Source organism: Aeribacillus sp. FSL M8-0254 (genome assembly GCF_038008845.1).
In the GTDB taxonomy this organism is placed as follows: domain Bacteria; phylum Bacillota; class Bacilli; order Bacillales; family Aeribacillaceae; genus Aeribacillus; species Aeribacillus composti.
In genome coordinates, this window is sequence record NZ_JBBOZY010000001.1 from 2,792,036 (window position 1) to 2,807,706 (window position 15,671).

Sequence of the window (15,671 nt, forward strand, 5' to 3'; positions counted from 1 at the left end):
TACAATCCTTTCAATAGGACTTTACCATCTAATGTTTGAAATTTCTTCAATTTGTCTAATTTTATCACAAACTGAAATAAACTCAGCACTTTTTATGTTGTAAATCCGCTCAACTTCCGTCAGCTTGATGACGATCCCAAAAATTTCGTAGCCAACGTAATGAAGCGCTGCCGCCCAAATATTTGCATTTTCCGGTTTAGGATAAAAAGGATACATGACATATAAATGACGAATCCATATATCTTTTACAGCTTCGAAAAGGGTTGGATTTTCATTTCCTAAAAAATCGTCCAAAAGATTGAGCACTTTTTTGGCAAACGTCATTTCTAATAAATCTTGAAGATGGATAGGATTTACAGCGGTAGTTTCCCCGAATTTCTCAACGGTCATTATTCGTGCTATTTCATGATCTCGTAATATTTGCAGCAGCATTGTTTTCACAACCGGATGGACCGTTTTTGACTGAAGCATCTCTTCAATCGTAAGTAAATTTTTTTTAACATTATTATTATTTTTGATCGAATGTATGTAGGAAATTTGCTTGTCCAGCCTGCTGAAAAGATCATCGTCATTCGGTTCTGGACTGATTTCTTCTTCGCTCATCCTCCGGCTAAAATGAAGCAGCTTGTAAAACTGTTCTGCATGTGCTGCCGGAAGTTTATTTTCTTCCAAAACCGCTTCAATCGTCGTTTTTACCTCATCATATTGTCCAAGCTGTACTAAAATCGTTAAATACATCTGCAATATTTCAAAATAATTTCCTTTTGCTTCGTGAAGCATTTTTTTACAAATTTGTTTTGCTTCCTGATATTCTCCAAGCTCCATTAAGCATAAAGCAATTCCTATTTCAATATCAGGGTGATTTGAATTCCAAGATCTCGCCTCTAAAAAAAGGTCAAGCGCTTGGTCAAATTGTTTATTATGTAACGCATTCATTCCTTTTTCAATCAATCGTTCTTTAAGTCGGGGAAAGGGAATGATTTTTCCATTCGCTTTTTTCATTGTAGAAAACCTCTTTATGATTTTGCTACAAGTTTACCAGCTGGGCAACGAGAAAACAAGAATTAAAAGAAAAAGCGGAGGATGCAATCATCATCCCCACGCTTTTGCCTTTTGTTCAAATTGGCTGATCTGCTCTTCATATAATAATGTAAATCCTATTTCGTCGCGTCCATTTAAAAGCATTTCCTTCCAATGCTCATTAATGTCAAAATGAAACTCAAATCCTTCTTGATCAAATACTTTTTGCTGCTCTAAATCAATCGTGCATTCGTACACTTTTCCTTCCGCTTTTTTGAGCAATGTTTCAAACACTTCTTCATTGACCCGTATCGGCAGGATTCCGTTTTTTAAACAGTTTTGATAAAAAATATCTGCGAAGCTAGGCGCGATAATTGCGCGGAAACCATAGTCTGCTAGAGCCCATGGAGCATGCTCTCTTGATGAACCACAACCGAAATTTTCGCCAGCCAGCAAAATTTGTGCGCCTTTGTAGACTGGCTGATTTAACTCGAATTGTGGATTTTCCTCACCATTATCTAAATATCTCCAATCAAAAAAAGCAAATCTTCCATATCCTGTCCGTTCAATTCGTTTTAAAAATTGTTTCGGGATGATTTGGTCCGTATCCACATTTGTTCTATTTAATACTGCAATATGGCTAGTTAATGTTGTAAAAGGCTGCATGCTGCTTCTTCCCTCCTCATTTTACTGCTTCAAGCTTCTCTGTCCGAATATCAACAAACTTACCATAAATTGCTGCCACTGCTGCCATTGCAGGACTCACTAAGTGAGTTCTTGCCCCTTTCCCTTGACGTCCTTCAAAGTTGCGGTTGGAAGTAGACGCACATCGTTTTCCAGGAGGCACGACATCGTTATTCATGCTTAAACACATGCTGCATCCAGAATCTCTCCATTCAAAACCAGCATTGATGAAAATTTCATGCAATCCTTCTTGTTCTGCTGCTTGTTTTACTTTTTGGGAGCCTGGAACTACGATCGCTTTCACATTTGGAGCAACCTTTCGTCCTTTAATTACATTCGCCGCTGCACGCAAATCAGTTAGTCTTGAGTTTGTACATGATCCAATGAATACATAATCGATTTCAATGTCTTGAATGTTCATTCCCGGTTCAAGTCCCATGTACTCATACGCCCGTTTGAAGGAAGCTGCTTCATTTTCATTGCGTGCATCCTCAAGCGTCGGAATCGAATGGTCAACAGGCAGCACCATGCTTGGATTTGTACCCCAGGTAACCATCGGTGTGATGTCTTCCCCGCGGATTTCAATCGTTTTATCAAATGTAGCTCCTGGATCAGATCTTAAAGATTTCCAGTAAGCAACTGCTTTTTCGAACTCTTCCCCTTTCGGAGCATATTTTCTTCCTTTTATATAATTAAAGGTTGTTTCATCCGGAGCTATTAAACCGGCGCGGGCACCTGCTTCGATTGACATATTGCAAATGGTCATCCGTTCATCCATTGATAAGCTTTCAATCACTTCACCCGAATATTCAATAACATAGCCTGTACCGAAATCAACACCAAATTTTCCAATAATGTAAAGGATGACGTCTTTGGCCGTGACTCCTTCTGACAAAGATCCTGTCACTTTCACTTGCAAAGTTTTCGGACGGTGCTGCCATAATGTTTGAGTGGCCAAAACGTGTTCTACTTCACTTGTTCCGATTCCAAATGCCAGCGCCCCAAAAGCGCCGTGTGTCGATGTATGGCTGTCTCCGCATACAATAGTCTTTCCTGGAAGAGTAAGCCCTAATTCCGGACCGATAACATGGACAATTCCTTGATCTTCGCTGTCTAATCCTGCCAGAGTAATTCCAAATTCTTGGCAGTTTCTTTCTAAAGCACTTATTTGGTTTTTAGCTACATCATCTTCAATGACAAAGCGGTTCACGGTTGGGATATTATGATCCATTGTGGCAAAGGTGAGATCAGGACGTCTCACTTTCCGTCCGTTTTGTCTCAATCCTTCAAAAGCTTGCGGTGATGTAACTTCATGTATGAGATGAAGGTCAATATAAAGCAGATCCGGTTTTCCCTCTTCCCTTACGACCACATGATCATCCCAGATTTTTTCTATTATGTTTCGAGGCTTCATTTTCTTTTTCCCCCTATTTCCTGTTTTGTATCTATTAAGAAAACGGTGAGCTCCTCCTGCCAGAAAAGCCCACACCCCCCATTTTATTCGTAGGAATCGATAATATTTAATAGTGCATAATCGTTCGCAAGCACTTCTTTGATTTCTTCCACCATTTCAGTTGTATGAATAAATGCACCTTCATTATTTGTTAAATCTCTCGTGCACTTTCCGGAATCCAACACGTGTTTAACCGCTTTTTCAATGGCTCTAGCTTCTTCATGAAGATCAAAGGAATAGCGGAGCATGAGCGCACCAGATAAGATCATTCCGACAGGGTTTGCCAGGTTTTGGCCGGCAATGTCAGGAGCTGATCCATGCACTGGTTCATATAAGTGCAATCCACTGTTTGATAAGCTTGCTGAAGGAAGCATGCCCAACGATCCAGTGATCATGGATGCTTCATCGCTTAAAATGTCACCGAACATATTTTCCGTCACAATCACATCAAACTGGCTTGGCATGCGGATCAATTGCATGGCCGCATTATCAACAAGCATATGCTCCAATGTGATATCAGGGTATTTAGAAGCCAATTCTTCAGCAATTTCACGCCAAAGCTTGCTAGTTGTAAGCACGTTTGCCTTATCAACAGACGTTACTTTTCCTCGGCGTTTTTGCGCCATTTGAAAAGCTGTTTCTAAAATGCGTTCAATTTCTTTCCGTTTATAAAAAAGCGTGTCAACCGCTGCTTCTTCTCCGTCTGAAACGATTCTTTCACTCGGTTTCCCGAAATAAAGTCCGCTTGTCAATTCGCGTACAATCACCAAGTCAACATCTTCTATTTTTTCTCCCTTTAACGGAGATATTTCTTGAAGGGCTTTATAAGTTTGAACAGGGCGGATATTTGCAAATAAGTCCAACTCTTTTCGAATGCCTAGCAACCCTTTTTCCGGACGGAGTTCAGGAAGATTTTTATCCCATTTCGGACCGCCTACAGCTCCTAATAAAACCGCATCGCTTGAACGACATAATTCAATCGTTTCTTCAGGAAGAGGTGTCCCGCACTTATCTATCGCTTCTCCGCCAATTAAGCCGAATTCAAATTCAAAATCATGTTTGTAATATTGTCCAATAGCCTTTAAAACCTCAATAGCTCCGTACGCTACTTCTTTTCCAATGCCGTCTCCCGGCAAAACAGCGATTTTTTTCTTCATCACGTTCCACCCCTTTCATGATTTTATACAGTCGCCTGATGTTTTTCCTTCGCTGTATGTTTGAGTAATATCGCCCTGTTGACAGCATTTAGATAGGCTTTGGCAGATGCTTCAAGCACATCCTGGGCAATGCCGCGTCCTCCCATTTCAATTCCGTCCACGTTAACTTTTACATATACTTGCGCTAACGCATCGCGTCCTCCTGAATTAGATTGGATTCGGTAGTCCAGCAAAGTGACGGACTGCTTCAAACAGCGTTCTAACGTATTGTAAATAGCTTCTACGCTTCCATTTCCTGTCGCAGCCTCTTGAATTTCCTCGTTTTCTTTCGTTTTCAGCGTCACAGTGGCAGACGGGACTCCAGTCGTACCATATGTTACCTGCAGCGCCGCAAGTTCATATGTTCCTTCTTCACCTGTTAATTGTTCTTCTAATACAAGAGCTACAAGATCATCTTCCGTCAATTCTTTTTTCTTTTCAGAAAGTTCCTTAAAAGCAGTGAATAAACGATTTGTCGCTTCTTCATCCATTGTAAAGCCTAATTCCTTGAGCTTTACCCGAAATGCGTGACGACCAGAATGTTTCCCTAATACTAAACTGTTGGACTGTACCCCAACAAGTTCAGGAGATATGATCTCATATGTTGTTTTTTCTTTCAGCACACCGTCTTGATGTATGCCAGATTCATGGGCAAAAGCGTTTTTCCCGACGATCGCTTTGTTTGGCGGAACTATCATTCCTGTCAATTTGCTCACTAAATCACTTGTTCTCTTAATTTCATTTAAGCGGATGTTTGTTTCAACTTTGTAATAGTCTTTTCGAATGTACAGAGCGACAGCCACTTCTTCTAAAGCTGAATTGCCCGCACGCTCTCCAATTCCGTTAATCGTACCTTCAATTTGCCCTGCTCCATGTTCTACAGCGCTGAGAGCGTTCGCTACTGCCATTCCTAAATCGTCGTGGCAATGAGCGGACAAAATGACTTGATCAATGTTTTTCACATTTTGTTTTAAATATTCAAATATTTTGCCATATTCAATCGGAGTGATATAGCCTACAGTATCAGGAATATTGATGACTTTCGCGCCGGCTTCAATCACTTTTTCAACAATTTCCGCCAAAAAATCGAGTTCAGTGCGGCAGGCATCCTCTGCAGACCATTGTATAATAGGGAAAAATTTCGCTGCATATTTGACGGATTCTACTGCACGCTCGATCACTTGCTCCTTCGTCATTTTCAATTTATATTCCCGATGAACAGGCGATGTTGCAATAAACGTATGAAGTCTTGGCTCCGCCCCGTCTTTCAATGCTTCCCACGCCGCATCGATATCTCCTTTAACAGATCTCGCCAATCCTGTAACAGAAGAATTTTTGATTGTTCTGGCAATTTCCTGTACTGAGCGAAAATCGCCTGGAGAGGAGGCAGGAAAGCCTGCCTCAATAATGTCCATTCCAACTCGTTCCAGCTGTTTTGCGATTTCTAATTTTTCTTTTAAGTTTAGGTTTACTCCAGCGGATTGCTCGCCATCTCTTAAGGTTGTGTCAAAAAAGTTAATTTTTCGCACCAGTTACCACCGCTTCCTTATTTTTAGGCTTTACAAACGGCATCATGTCTCTTAACACTCTTCCGACCTGTTCAATTTGATGCTCATTTTCACGATTGTTGATCGCGTTAAACTGCGGTCTTCCTACTTGGTTTTCCAAAATCCATTCTTTCGCAAATTTTCCAGTTTGAATATCATTCAATACAGCTTTCATGTTTTCTTTTACATGCGCATCGATTACTCGCGGTCCAGATACAAAATCACCCCATTGAGCTGTATCGGAAATGGAGTATCTCATGTTGGAAAGCCCGCCTTCATACAGTAAATCCACAATTAATTTTAGTTCGTGCAAACATTCAAAATATGCAACTTCAGGCTTGTAACCTGCTTCAACAAGCGTTTCAAATCCAGCTTTCACAAGGGATGTTAACCCGCCGCAAAGAACTGCTTGCTCACCGAAAAGATCCGTTTCTGTTTCTTCTTTAAACGTTGTTTCAAGAACGCCGGCACGTGCGGATCCGATTGCTTTTGCATATGCTAAAGCCAATTCTTTCGCTTGACCTGTTACATTTTGCTCAACAGCAATCAATGCCGGAACCCCAGCTCCTTCAGTGTAAGTTCTTCGCACAAGATGACCTGGGCCTTTAGGTGCAACTAAAAATACATCCACATCGCTTGGCGGAACAATTTGATTGAAATGAACGTTAAATCCATGGGCAAATACGAGAGCATTTCCTGCTTTTAGTCCCGGCTTCACTTCATTTTCATAAAGCTCTCTTTGCTTTTCATCCGGAACAAGCACCATGATAATGTCTGCTTCTTCAACAGCTTCACGAACTGTTTTAACTTCCAATCCATCCTCTTGAGCTTTTTCAAATGATTTACCTTTTCTAACGCCAACTACTACATCTACGCCGCTTTCTTTTAAATTTAAAGCATGCGCGTGACCTTGAGAACCATATCCTAAAATCGCTACTTTCTTTCCTTCTAATACAGCTTCGTTAATATCTCCGTTATAGTATACTTTTGTCATTTGTACATCTCCCTTTCTTAAATGTTTTACTATATTTAAAAATGTATTAGACGATTGAAAAAGTTTTTTCGGACTGCTGCAGCTTTTGTGTACCGCGAGGAAAAGCTGTCAGTCCTGTTCTGGCTATTTCCTTGATGCCGTACGGTTTCAATAAGTCAATCAGCGCTTCAATTTTGTTCGGCTCACCTGTTACCTGTACGACAACGCTGTCTCTGCTAACATCAATGATCGATGCGCGAAACGGTTCGATCACACCGTATATTTCCATTCTTGTCGATGGATTTGCAACAACTTTAATTAATGCTAGTTCTCTTGCAACAATTGATTGATTTGTGATATCCATCACTTTCAACACATCAATTTGCTTATTTAATTGCTTTGTAATTTGTTCAACTTCTTTTTCTTCTTTAACATTTACAACAAATGTAATTCGCGAAACGCCTTCTATTTCCGAATGGCCGACAGAAATGCTTTCGATATTATAGTGTCTTTTCGTAAACAGGCCAGTAATTCGGTTTAAAACTCCTGATCTATTCATGACAGTCAGCGTAATGATTCGCTTCATTTCTTTATCCCCACCATTTCATTCAGTCCTTTGCCAGGAGCAATCATTGGATATACGTTTTCTTCCGGCGCTACGACGATTTCAATCAGCTCCGGCTCTCTGTTTGCAAAGCTTTTTTCCAACACTGTCTTAAGATTTTGATGATTTTGGATTCTTACTCCTTTTATTCCAAACGCTTCTGCCAATTTAATAAAATCAGGCTGCGTTTGAAAGACGGAATGAGAATAACGTTTTTCATAAAAGAGTTCTTGCCATTGGCGAACCATACCGAGCGAATTGTTGTTCAGAACGATTACTTTGATTGGCAAATTGTGCTCTTTGATTACCGCAAGCTCTTGGAAGGTCATTTGGAACCCTCCATCACCCAATATCGCGACAACCGTTCTATTGCGGTCAGCAAACTGCGCGCCGATAGCTGAAGGGAGTCCAAAGCCCATCGTTCCAAGTCCGCCCGATGTCACCCATCTGTTTGGCGAATTAAAGCGATAATATTGCGCAGCCCACATTTGATGCTGGCCTACATCTGTTGTAACAATTGCTTCTCCTTTTGTTTGTTTATAAATTTCTTCGATCACTTCTTGAGGTTTGATTTCATTTTCAGATTTTTCATACCATAATGGATATTCTTTTTTATATTCAGCAAGATGCTGAATCCACTCTTGATGATCGCCTTTATTTCCTTCCTGCTCGATCAAAAGCTTCAATACTTGCTTCGCGTCGCCGACAATCGGAATTTGTGTGGGAACATTTTTACCAATTTCGGCAGGATCAATGTCAATATGTGCTACAGTTGCATTAGGCGCAAAATGTTTAAGATTTCCTGTTACTCTGTCATCAAAGCGGGCTCCGATGCTAATCAATAAGTCGCATTCATAAAGAGCCATGTTAGCCGCGTATGTTCCATGCATTCCTGCCATTCCTAAAAATAGAGGATGATCCGCTGGGAAACTTCCTAATCCAAGTAGAGTGTTTGTGATCGGAATTTGCTGCTGTTCAACATATTCTCTCAGTTCATTCGCAGCATTGGCATGGAGAACGCCGGCACCAGCTAAAATCACCGGTTTTTTTGCACTGCTGACCGATTCCACCAGCCTGCGGATTTGCAAGTAATTCGGCTCTAATTTCGGCTGGTAGCCAGGCAATGACAATTCCATATCATATTCGAAATTGCCTTCCGCCTGTGAAATATCTTTTGGAATATCGATCAATACAGGTCCTGGTCTTCCAGTTGTTGCGATATGAAACGCTTCTTTAACAATTCTCGGTAAATCATTTATATCCCGAACTTGATAATTATGTTTTGTAACGGGCATGGTAATTCCGATCACATCTGCTTCTTGGAAAGCATCAGAACCGATCACAGTTGTTGCTACTTGCCCTGTAAAGACGACGAGCGGCAAAGAATCAATTAATGCATCCGCAAGCCCTGTCACTAAGTTTGTTGCACCAGGTCCTGAAGTGGCAATGACGACACCCGGTTTTCCGGATATACGTGCATATCCTTCAGCAGCATGGATTCCTCCTTGCTCGTGTCTTGTTAAGACGTGAAAGACTCCAGAATTATATAGCTTATCATATATTGGCAAAACGGCTCCACCGGGATAGCCGAAAATGACTTCTACATTTTCCCTTTTTAAGGCTTCGATGAGCATTTCCGACCCCGTCATGGTTGTTGTTGTACATTTGGTTTTCAACTCATCCAACTGTACATTCGCAGTCATGAATATATCCTCCTTTTAAACAGATGTGATAGAATTTTTAGATAATGAAAAACCTTCCCACCCCTATGAAACCCACTTATAGCAGGCCAAAGGGGCGAGAAGGTTGAATTCCCGCGGTACCACCCTTCTTCGTGATCAAATCGATCACCTCATGAACGGAATATCCGTTCTTTTCCTAACGAGTGCATTGGGATGCACCCGGCCAATCCTACTCGCTGTCCGCTTTCGAAAAGGCACTCGGAGGCGAGTTCATCCTTGGTGATAACGCCGGTTTTCAGCTCCCCCGGCTCTCTGTAGTTATCTTAACCAAAGATTACTAATCCTCTTCATCGTTTTCATCTATAAATTTTTACATTCAATCCTTATACGAAAATTTATGTTTGAGCCTTATAATACGCTGATTTTTCAAAAGTGTCAACACCATTTTTATGAATTATTTGATTATTTTTATGAAACAGTTTTTTGGTAACGTTTACAAACTCATTATTTCAACATTTTATAATACAATGAAAATTTTTTATGCTCTAAATTGATATAAATATCGATTCCAAACCATTAGGCAAAATGTGCGTAATATTTTATTTAAATTAATTTGAATAGCCAACGTTTTCCACAAATGCTGCAAAAGAAAAACATCCATTTTATTCGAAATTACACCAGTTTTTCTTAAAGGCTCGGCAACCCGAACACTTCAAAAAGAGGGCTGTAATCTGTTTTAAACAGTAATGCAGTATATGTATGTTCTAAAACCTTGAACGTTATTCGATTTTAAATAAAAGCCCTTCACTTGAAACGAGCAATTTCGGAAGAAGGAAAAAAGACAAAGTATGTTGTATAAAAAATATTTGGAACAATATATGGTGGAGGAGATTATATGATGAACAAACAAAAGCTTGAATCTTTCTGTCTCAAACTTCCCGGTTCTGTTCATGATTACCAAATTGATTGGGAAGCAGACCGATATAAAGTGGGAGGCAAAATATTTGCGATTATAGGATGTGATTCTGAAGGAAAGCCAATCATCACGTTAAAATGTGATCCGCATCATTCTGAACAATTAAGAGAAAATTACGATGGCGTCATTCCAGGCTACTATATGAACAAAAATCATTGGATCTCAATATATTTTAACACGAACATCCCGGAGGAAATTTTGGAAAACCTGATTTTTCGTTCCTACGAACTTGTTTTTCAAAAATTGCCGAAGAAAATACAAAAGCAAATAAAACTGCAATAACTTAGGAAATAATGACATTGCTGTTTTGGGCGTCACTTATTAGATGTGAACTCCTCCTCGGTGAAAAGCCTCAAATCTTTTTTAAATGGAGCTTAGAATTGGATTTGCATCCACGGATTTCGCTTATACACATGCTAGTCTTTTAATGCATAGAAACCATAGGCCTGCAGCAATAAATTTTTAAACATTGAAACGATAAAAAGCAGAGCAAGCTAAATCCTTACTCTGTCTAATAAAATTCCTTGAAAACCTTTTGAATCACCACAATAGCGGGGGATGTGTAAAAAATGTGTAAAATGAGATCAATTTATACCGTTTTCAATCGTATTCTTAACAAAATAAAAAAGCTCATAAATATTGACATATCAATATCTATGAGCATTATGTAATAAATTCATCCTATTCAAAATTAACATAAATGGCGTCCCAGGAGAGATTCGAACTCCCGACCGACGGCTTAGAAGGCCGCTGCTCTATCCAGCTGAGCTACTGGGACATTGGATCATTTTTTATTATTTTTTCGAAAGACAATGTTTATTATAATTTCATGCTAAAAGTATGTCAACTACTTTTTTAAAAAATTTTTTGAGGGAGAAAAATTCTCCCTCAAGGAAGAGTGGTTAAGCAAATTGGAATTTAGTGGACAAGTTTGAAATTTTCTCTCCATGAAGATTGTAAAAATCTACAATTGCTTGGCCATTCATCAATTCTAGTATAGCATAAGTTTTTTCATTTCTCATCCTCGGAAGGAAAATACTTCCTGGATTAATAAACAATGTCCCGTCTACAAGCTCGGCTCCGGCTATATGCGAATGGCCGAAACAAACAATGTTCGCTTGCGCTTCCTCTGCACGATATTTTAATTTCATTAAAGTCGTTTTGACAGAATATAAATGGCCATGGGTGATAAAAAAGCGATAGGTTCCAATTGTTTCAATGATTTCATTCGGGAAGTTTCCAAGGAAATCGCAATTTCCTTTCACGATCAACATATCTTGAATTTGTTCCGCTCCATCATTCAGCTCTGAATCACCGCAATGGATGATTGCTTCTACTTCGTTTATATGCCTTTTCTTAATTTCCACAAGCTCATCCGTAAGACCGTGACTATCACTTATAATTAAAACTTTCACGATTAGCCTCTCCCCAATCGCCTATTAATTTTTCTAGTTTCTTCAAAGCTTTTGCACGATGGCTGATTTCGTTTTTTTCGAACTGCTCTAGTTGAGCCATCGTTTTTTCTTTGCCGTCCACAAGAAAAATAGGATCATATCCAAAGCCATTGTCACCGCGAGGTTCAGTTGTAATTTGTCCTTCACACACACCTTCCACCGTCATCGTTTCAAGGTCTGGAGCAGCAAACGCCAAAACACATATGAACCTTGCTTTTCGATTTTCAACGCCTTCCATTTTTTTTAAAACCTTTTGAATATTTTTTTGATCATCTTTTTCATTTCCTGCATATCGGGCCGAATAAACCCCCGGTTCGCCATTTAAAGCATCAATCGAAAGCCCGGAATCATCTGCAACAACGGGTTTATTAAGCAATTGGCTGATTGTCTCCGCTTTTAGAACAGCATTTTCATAAAAAGTTTGGCCGGTTTCTTCAACATCTGGCAAATTCGGATAATCCAACAGTGACTTGACCTGTATTCCTTTTTTTTCTAACATCGCGCGAAATTCTTCGATTTTCCCTTTGTTTTTGGTGGCGATCACCAATTCTTTCATGAGCATCCCTCTTCCCGCTGATCCCTGTTATTGATAATTTTTGCAGTCCATTCCCCTAATGCTGCTTTTTGTTTTTCGATTAGTTCCAAAATTCCTTTTTCAGCATATTCCAACAGTAAGTTCAGCTCTTCTTTTGAAAACGTGGATTCTTCCCCAGTTCCCTGCAATTCAACAAAATGGCGGCTTGATGTCATAACAACATTCATATCAACTTTTGCCGCTGAGTCCTCTTCATAATTCAAATCTAAAATGACTCCGTGTTCAGGAACGATCCCCACAGACGTAGCTGCTAAAAAATCTGTTACTGGATATGTATCTAGTACACCGTCATTGAATAATTTACCGAGAGCGAGATTTATTGCAACATAAGAACCTGTTATGGAAGCCGTTCTCGTTCCCCCGTCCGCTTGAATTACATCGCAATCAATCCATAATGTTCTTTCACCCAGTTTCTCCAAATCAACTACTGCACGCAAGCTTCTTCCAATCAGCCGTTGAATTTCCATTGTCCTTCCGGAGATTTTTCCTTTTGATGCCTCCCGAACCGTTCTTTGAGCCGTTGCGCGCGGAAGCATGGAATATTCTGCGGTAATCCATCCTTTCCCTTCACCTCTCATAAAAGGAGGGACACGGTCTTCTACACTTGCGCTGCATATCACTTTTGTATCTCCAACCGTTATTAAAACAGACCCTTCCGGATGCTTCAAATAATCCGTTACTATTGTGACTTCTCTTAACTCATCTTGATTTCTGCCATCAAGGCGCATTGTTTTCCCTCCTACCAACTGCAATGTACGAAAACATGAAAGAAGAGGCAGCTTTCATGCTCGCCTCTAAAGTCTCATTCTTATAGTATATCAAAAATAGATGTTTAAAAACTACCTGTGTTTACATTTTCAGGTCTTGACACTGGCTCTGACAAACTTTTTCCATCTTCATTCACAAGGTCTTGCTTGCCGTTCACTTTTAGTGCTACTTTTTCTATTCCTTCCTGCTCCGTCAATGTAAGCACAAGGGAGTTTATAACATGATTGGAAACGATCTTTTTCTCCTCATCATAGCTTCCATAAATCGCTTCGTTGAAGTTTAAAGTGACTTGACCGTCTTCATATTTTGGCTTTTCAATCAGCTTCACTTCAGACTGAAACTCGCTTAATAATCCGCTTGAACGGTCTGGACCTTCAACTAATGCGTTAACAGCAGCTACGACTTCGTCTTTTTCTTCATTGCTGATCCTCTTTGTCACGGGAACATAATATACGTTATCCCCTTCTTCCCCAATATAATACACGGTTAGAGGATGAGTATCCGTAATATCAACAGCATCGCTCGTATCAATATTGATGCCGTCTTTTCTAGTCGTTCCTTCGCCGATTGGGGTTCCGTTTACTGGCATTTCTTTCAGTTCATGGCCGTTCACCCAGAGCTTTACTTTATTAATATTTTTAAATTGGGTTAATGTCCATGTAATTGCCTGCAAAATTTTTTCTTCATCTTCCGGCTTGTAGTTAGTAAATTCATTTGAGAAATCTACAATAGCCGTTCCGTCTTTAATATCTACTCCTTTAACAACTGTATCTTCCGGCAATACCGCACGGAACCCGTTCGGGAGAATGTTTGAAACGGGCCCTCCAGCCACTAAATATTCAACGGCTTGTTTGGCTACTTCCTTCGTGTTAGGCAGCTCCAATGTTTGTGGAACGACCATTCCGTTTTTGTCAATTAAATACAGAACTCTTTTCACCGTTTCCTTTGAGGATTCCTCTTTGTCGGACGTTGATTTCGCTGAGTCTAATTGTTGATCAAGCTGATCCCCGTCCTCCAAATAGGTAATATCCTGCGGCGGATCTATTTCTTGTTTTGTACTCTTGCTTCCAAATGAAGAACACCCTGAAAGCAAAACAAAAGTAGCCAAAACTGCTGCTGTCACATCCACCCATCTGTTTTTTGGCATAACAATCCCTCCTAAGGCAGTTTGTACTACTATGTATACGAGCATTGAAAAAAAAATAGACCAGCTCCAACCAAAAATTCAATGGAATCGAGTAGGAGGGAGCGATTAACTCCCGTCCTCTCACACCACCGTACGTACGGTTCCGTATACGGCGGTTCAATTAAGATGATTGACGCAAGTCTTTATAACTTCCGTGAATAGCTGTTCTCTTTATGCCAGTGGTCACTCCACCCTCCAAGAGGTCTCCCACGGGATTCACCGCTTCCTTCCTCAAGTGAGGTACTACGTTTTCTGTGTTCATCATGACTCACTGAATGCCAAGGGCTATTCTCTCTTAATTGTTCGGTCCTTCTTAGTAGTTCTAAACCAACTAATACTATGACCTCTGCTGACTTCTGACGGTTCAGCTACTTATCACTAAGTAGGTTATGAAGAGTACTTCACCTATCCGCCAGACCTCCCCGGGTAAGTACATGCACTTTCACACCATCTATCCGCCTCATTTACTCGATATGACCTTCGACAGAAAGAGCTTTGTTTTGTTTGGCAAACTCACTCAATCATACCTAGCCTTATATGAGGTTCGTGTTCCTCGGACCGGTGTTTTGCCTCCAGCTTCCTTCAGATTCCGCGTCACCACGGACACCCTTTCGTTGAGCTAACCTCTACTTCTGTCTTCGCGGTTCGGGACTTACACCCTATAGCTTACACCCATGCCGGGCGCACCCAAAAAAACAGCTTGCTCATTTAGAGCAAACTGTTTTCGTTAAAGTTATACTTTCTACATGATCAATGTGATGACCGAACCATTTTGAAGCAATCTTTTGAAACATTTGTTTCGACCCAGTAGTTAAAAATTTGTGGTTTTTATTGCCATCCTCTTGGTTTAAACAATGATGAAAGGATAAAATAGCGCTCACTTCCCGGGCTGTTTCATCTCCCGAGGTGATTATTTTTACGTCTTTCCCGATATATTTTTGAATTAAAGGCCGTAATAGAGGATAATGTGTGCATCCTAGAATAAGCGTATCAATTCTCTTTCCTTTAAAAGGAAGTAAAGATTCTGCAACAATATATTCCGCCCGTTCACCTTCAAATTCGCCGCTTTCTACTAACGGCACAAACTCAGGGCAAGCGAGACTCTCCACAATGACGGAACAATTAATCGTTTTGAGCGCACGAACGTACGCACCGCTCGATATAGTTCCTTTTGTTCCGATTACACCAATATGGCCTGAGCGTGTAGCATTTATGGCAGCTCTTGCCCCTGGTTGAATTACACCAATCACAGGTATATGAAGTTGTTCTTGAATTTCTTTTAATACAACTGCCGTTGCAGTATTACAAGCAATGACAAGCATTTTGATATGAAAGTTTGAAATTAAATAGTTGGTCAGCTCCCATGTAAATTGTCGAATTTCCGTTTTCGGCCTCGGGCCGTACGGACATCGGGCGGTATCACCCAAATAAATTAATTCTTCTTTTGGAAGTTGCCTCATCAACTCTTTAACAACAGTTAATCCACCAACACCTGAATCAATAACTCCAATTGGTCTATTCAAAAAATCGCCT

The 15,671-nt window shown here is 40.2% G+C and carries 14 protein-coding genes, 1 tRNA gene and 1 other annotated feature; of the genes, 1 reads left to right on the plus strand and 14 read right to left on the minus strand.

The genetic code is table 11. The features are described from left to right. Positions 1-21 precede the first annotated feature (21 nt). From NSQ44_RS13560 to ilvB, 8 genes are all read right to left on the minus strand, one after another. Positions 22-1,002 (minus strand): tetratricopeptide repeat protein, encoded by a 981-nt coding sequence (locus tag NSQ44_RS13560; RefSeq protein ID WP_340857290.1) that lies wholly within the window; start codon positions 1,000-1,002, stop codon positions 22-24. A gap of 90 nt (positions 1,003-1,092) precedes the next feature. Further along, positions 1,093-1,686 carry a 3-isopropylmalate dehydratase small subunit gene (gene leuD, locus NSQ44_RS13565; protein WP_340857291.1) on the minus strand — a complete coding sequence of 198 codons (594 nt, stop codon included), beginning with the start codon at positions 1,684-1,686 and terminating at the stop codon, positions 1,093-1,095. Positions 1,687-1,702: 16 nt separating this feature from the next. Continuing rightward, positions 1,703-3,118 (minus strand): 3-isopropylmalate dehydratase large subunit, encoded by a 1,416-nt coding sequence (leuC, locus tag NSQ44_RS13570; protein WP_340857292.1) that lies wholly within the window; start codon positions 3,116-3,118, stop codon positions 1,703-1,705. Between the two features lie 83 nt (positions 3,119-3,201). Beyond that, entirely contained in the window at positions 3,202-4,314 is a 1,113-nt protein-coding gene (leuB, locus tag NSQ44_RS13575) for a 3-isopropylmalate dehydrogenase (RefSeq protein ID WP_340857294.1), read from the minus strand. Between the two features lie 23 nt (positions 4,315-4,337). Next, positions 4,338-5,882, minus strand: coding sequence for a 2-isopropylmalate synthase (locus NSQ44_RS13580; RefSeq protein WP_063387456.1), 1,545 nt, complete (start codon positions 5,880-5,882; stop codon positions 4,338-4,340). Beyond that, entirely contained in the window at positions 5,869-6,927 is a 1,059-nt protein-coding gene (gene ilvC / locus NSQ44_RS13585; protein WP_340858271.1) for a ketol-acid reductoisomerase, read from the minus strand. Before ilvC ends, NSQ44_RS13580 begins: the two co-directional genes overlap by 14 nt. A gap of 13 nt (positions 6,928-6,940) precedes the next feature. Continuing rightward, the gene (gene ilvN, locus NSQ44_RS13590; RefSeq protein WP_063387454.1) at positions 6,941-7,459 is read right to left on the minus strand and encodes an acetolactate synthase small subunit; all 519 of its coding nucleotides are present in this window, start codon (positions 7,457-7,459) and stop codon (positions 6,941-6,943) included. Then, a complete protein-coding gene (gene ilvB / locus NSQ44_RS13595; protein WP_063387453.1) occupies positions 7,456-9,180 on the minus strand; it encodes an acetolactate synthase large subunit in 1,725 nt (574 codons plus the stop codon). The genes ilvN and ilvB overlap by 4 nt, the downstream gene beginning before the upstream one ends. An 87-nt stretch (positions 9,181-9,267) precedes the next feature. Next, positions 9,268-9,519 (minus strand) — a binding site (T-box leader). A 538-nt stretch (positions 9,520-10,057) separates the two neighbouring features. Between ilvB and NSQ44_RS13600 the strand changes: the two genes are divergently transcribed. Continuing rightward, positions 10,058-10,417 (plus strand): MmcQ/YjbR family DNA-binding protein, encoded by a 360-nt coding sequence (locus NSQ44_RS13600; RefSeq protein WP_063387491.1) that lies wholly within the window; start codon positions 10,058-10,060, stop codon positions 10,415-10,417. 419 nt (positions 10,418-10,836) lie between these two features. Here NSQ44_RS13600 and NSQ44_RS13605 read toward each other — a convergent pair. From NSQ44_RS13605 to racE, 6 genes are all read right to left on the minus strand, one after another. Next, positions 10,837-10,913: transfer RNA gene (locus NSQ44_RS13605), tRNA-Arg, on the minus strand. A 124-nt stretch (positions 10,914-11,037) separates the two neighbouring features. Next, a complete protein-coding gene (locus tag NSQ44_RS13610) occupies positions 11,038-11,550 on the minus strand; it encodes a metallophosphoesterase family protein (RefSeq protein WP_340857296.1) in 513 nt (170 codons plus the stop codon). Then, positions 11,528-12,145 carry an XTP/dITP diphosphatase gene (locus tag NSQ44_RS13615; protein WP_066252188.1) on the minus strand — a complete coding sequence of 206 codons (618 nt, stop codon included), beginning with the start codon at positions 12,143-12,145 and terminating at the stop codon, positions 11,528-11,530. Before NSQ44_RS13615 ends, NSQ44_RS13610 begins: the two co-directional genes overlap by 23 nt. Then, positions 12,142-12,912: a ribonuclease PH gene (rph, locus tag NSQ44_RS13620; RefSeq protein WP_063387450.1), complete on the minus strand. Its 771-nt coding sequence runs from the start codon at positions 12,910-12,912 to the stop codon at positions 12,142-12,144. Before rph ends, NSQ44_RS13615 begins: the two co-directional genes overlap by 4 nt. Before the next feature lie 104 nt (positions 12,913-13,016). Then, the gene (locus tag NSQ44_RS13625; protein WP_340857297.1) at positions 13,017-14,099 is read right to left on the minus strand and encodes a GerMN domain-containing protein; all 1,083 of its coding nucleotides are present in this window, start codon (positions 14,097-14,099) and stop codon (positions 13,017-13,019) included. A 743-nt stretch (positions 14,100-14,842) separates the two neighbouring features. Continuing rightward, entirely contained in the window at positions 14,843-15,661 is an 819-nt protein-coding gene (gene racE / locus NSQ44_RS13630; protein ID WP_340857299.1) for a glutamate racemase, read from the minus strand. Between the last annotated feature and the right edge of the window lie 10 nt (positions 15,662-15,671).

Coding starts and splice junctions, on each gene's coding strand:
- NSQ44_RS13560 (WP_340857290.1), bottom strand. CDS start 1,002: ATGAAAAAAGCGAATGGAAAAATCATTCCCTTTCCCCGACTTAAAGAA.
- leuD (WP_340857291.1), bottom strand. CDS start 1,686: ATGCAGCCTTTTACAACATTAACTAGCCATATTGCAGTATTAAATAGA.
- leuC (WP_340857292.1), bottom strand. CDS start 3,118: ATGAAGCCTCGAAACATAATAGAAAAAATCTGGGATGATCATGTGGTC.
- leuB (WP_340857294.1), bottom strand. CDS start 4,314: ATGAAGAAAAAAATCGCTGTTTTGCCGGGAGACGGCATTGGAAAAGAA.
- ilvN (WP_063387454.1), bottom strand. CDS start 7,459: ATGAAGCGAATCATTACGCTGACTGTCATGAATAGATCAGGAGTTTTA.
- ilvB (WP_063387453.1), bottom strand. CDS start 9,180: ATGACTGCGAATGTACAGTTGGATGAGTTGAAAACCAAATGTACAACA.
- NSQ44_RS13600 (WP_063387491.1), top strand. CDS start 10,058: ATGAACAAACAAAAGCTTGAATCTTTCTGTCTCAAACTTCCCGGTTCT.
- NSQ44_RS13615 (WP_066252188.1), bottom strand. CDS start 12,145: ATGAAAGAATTGGTGATCGCCACCAAAAACAAAGGGAAAATCGAAGAA.
- rph (WP_063387450.1), bottom strand. CDS start 12,912: ATGCGCCTTGATGGCAGAAATCAAGATGAGTTAAGAGAAGTCACAATA.
- NSQ44_RS13625 (WP_340857297.1), bottom strand. CDS start 14,099: ATGCCAAAAAACAGATGGGTGGATGTGACAGCAGCAGTTTTGGCTACT.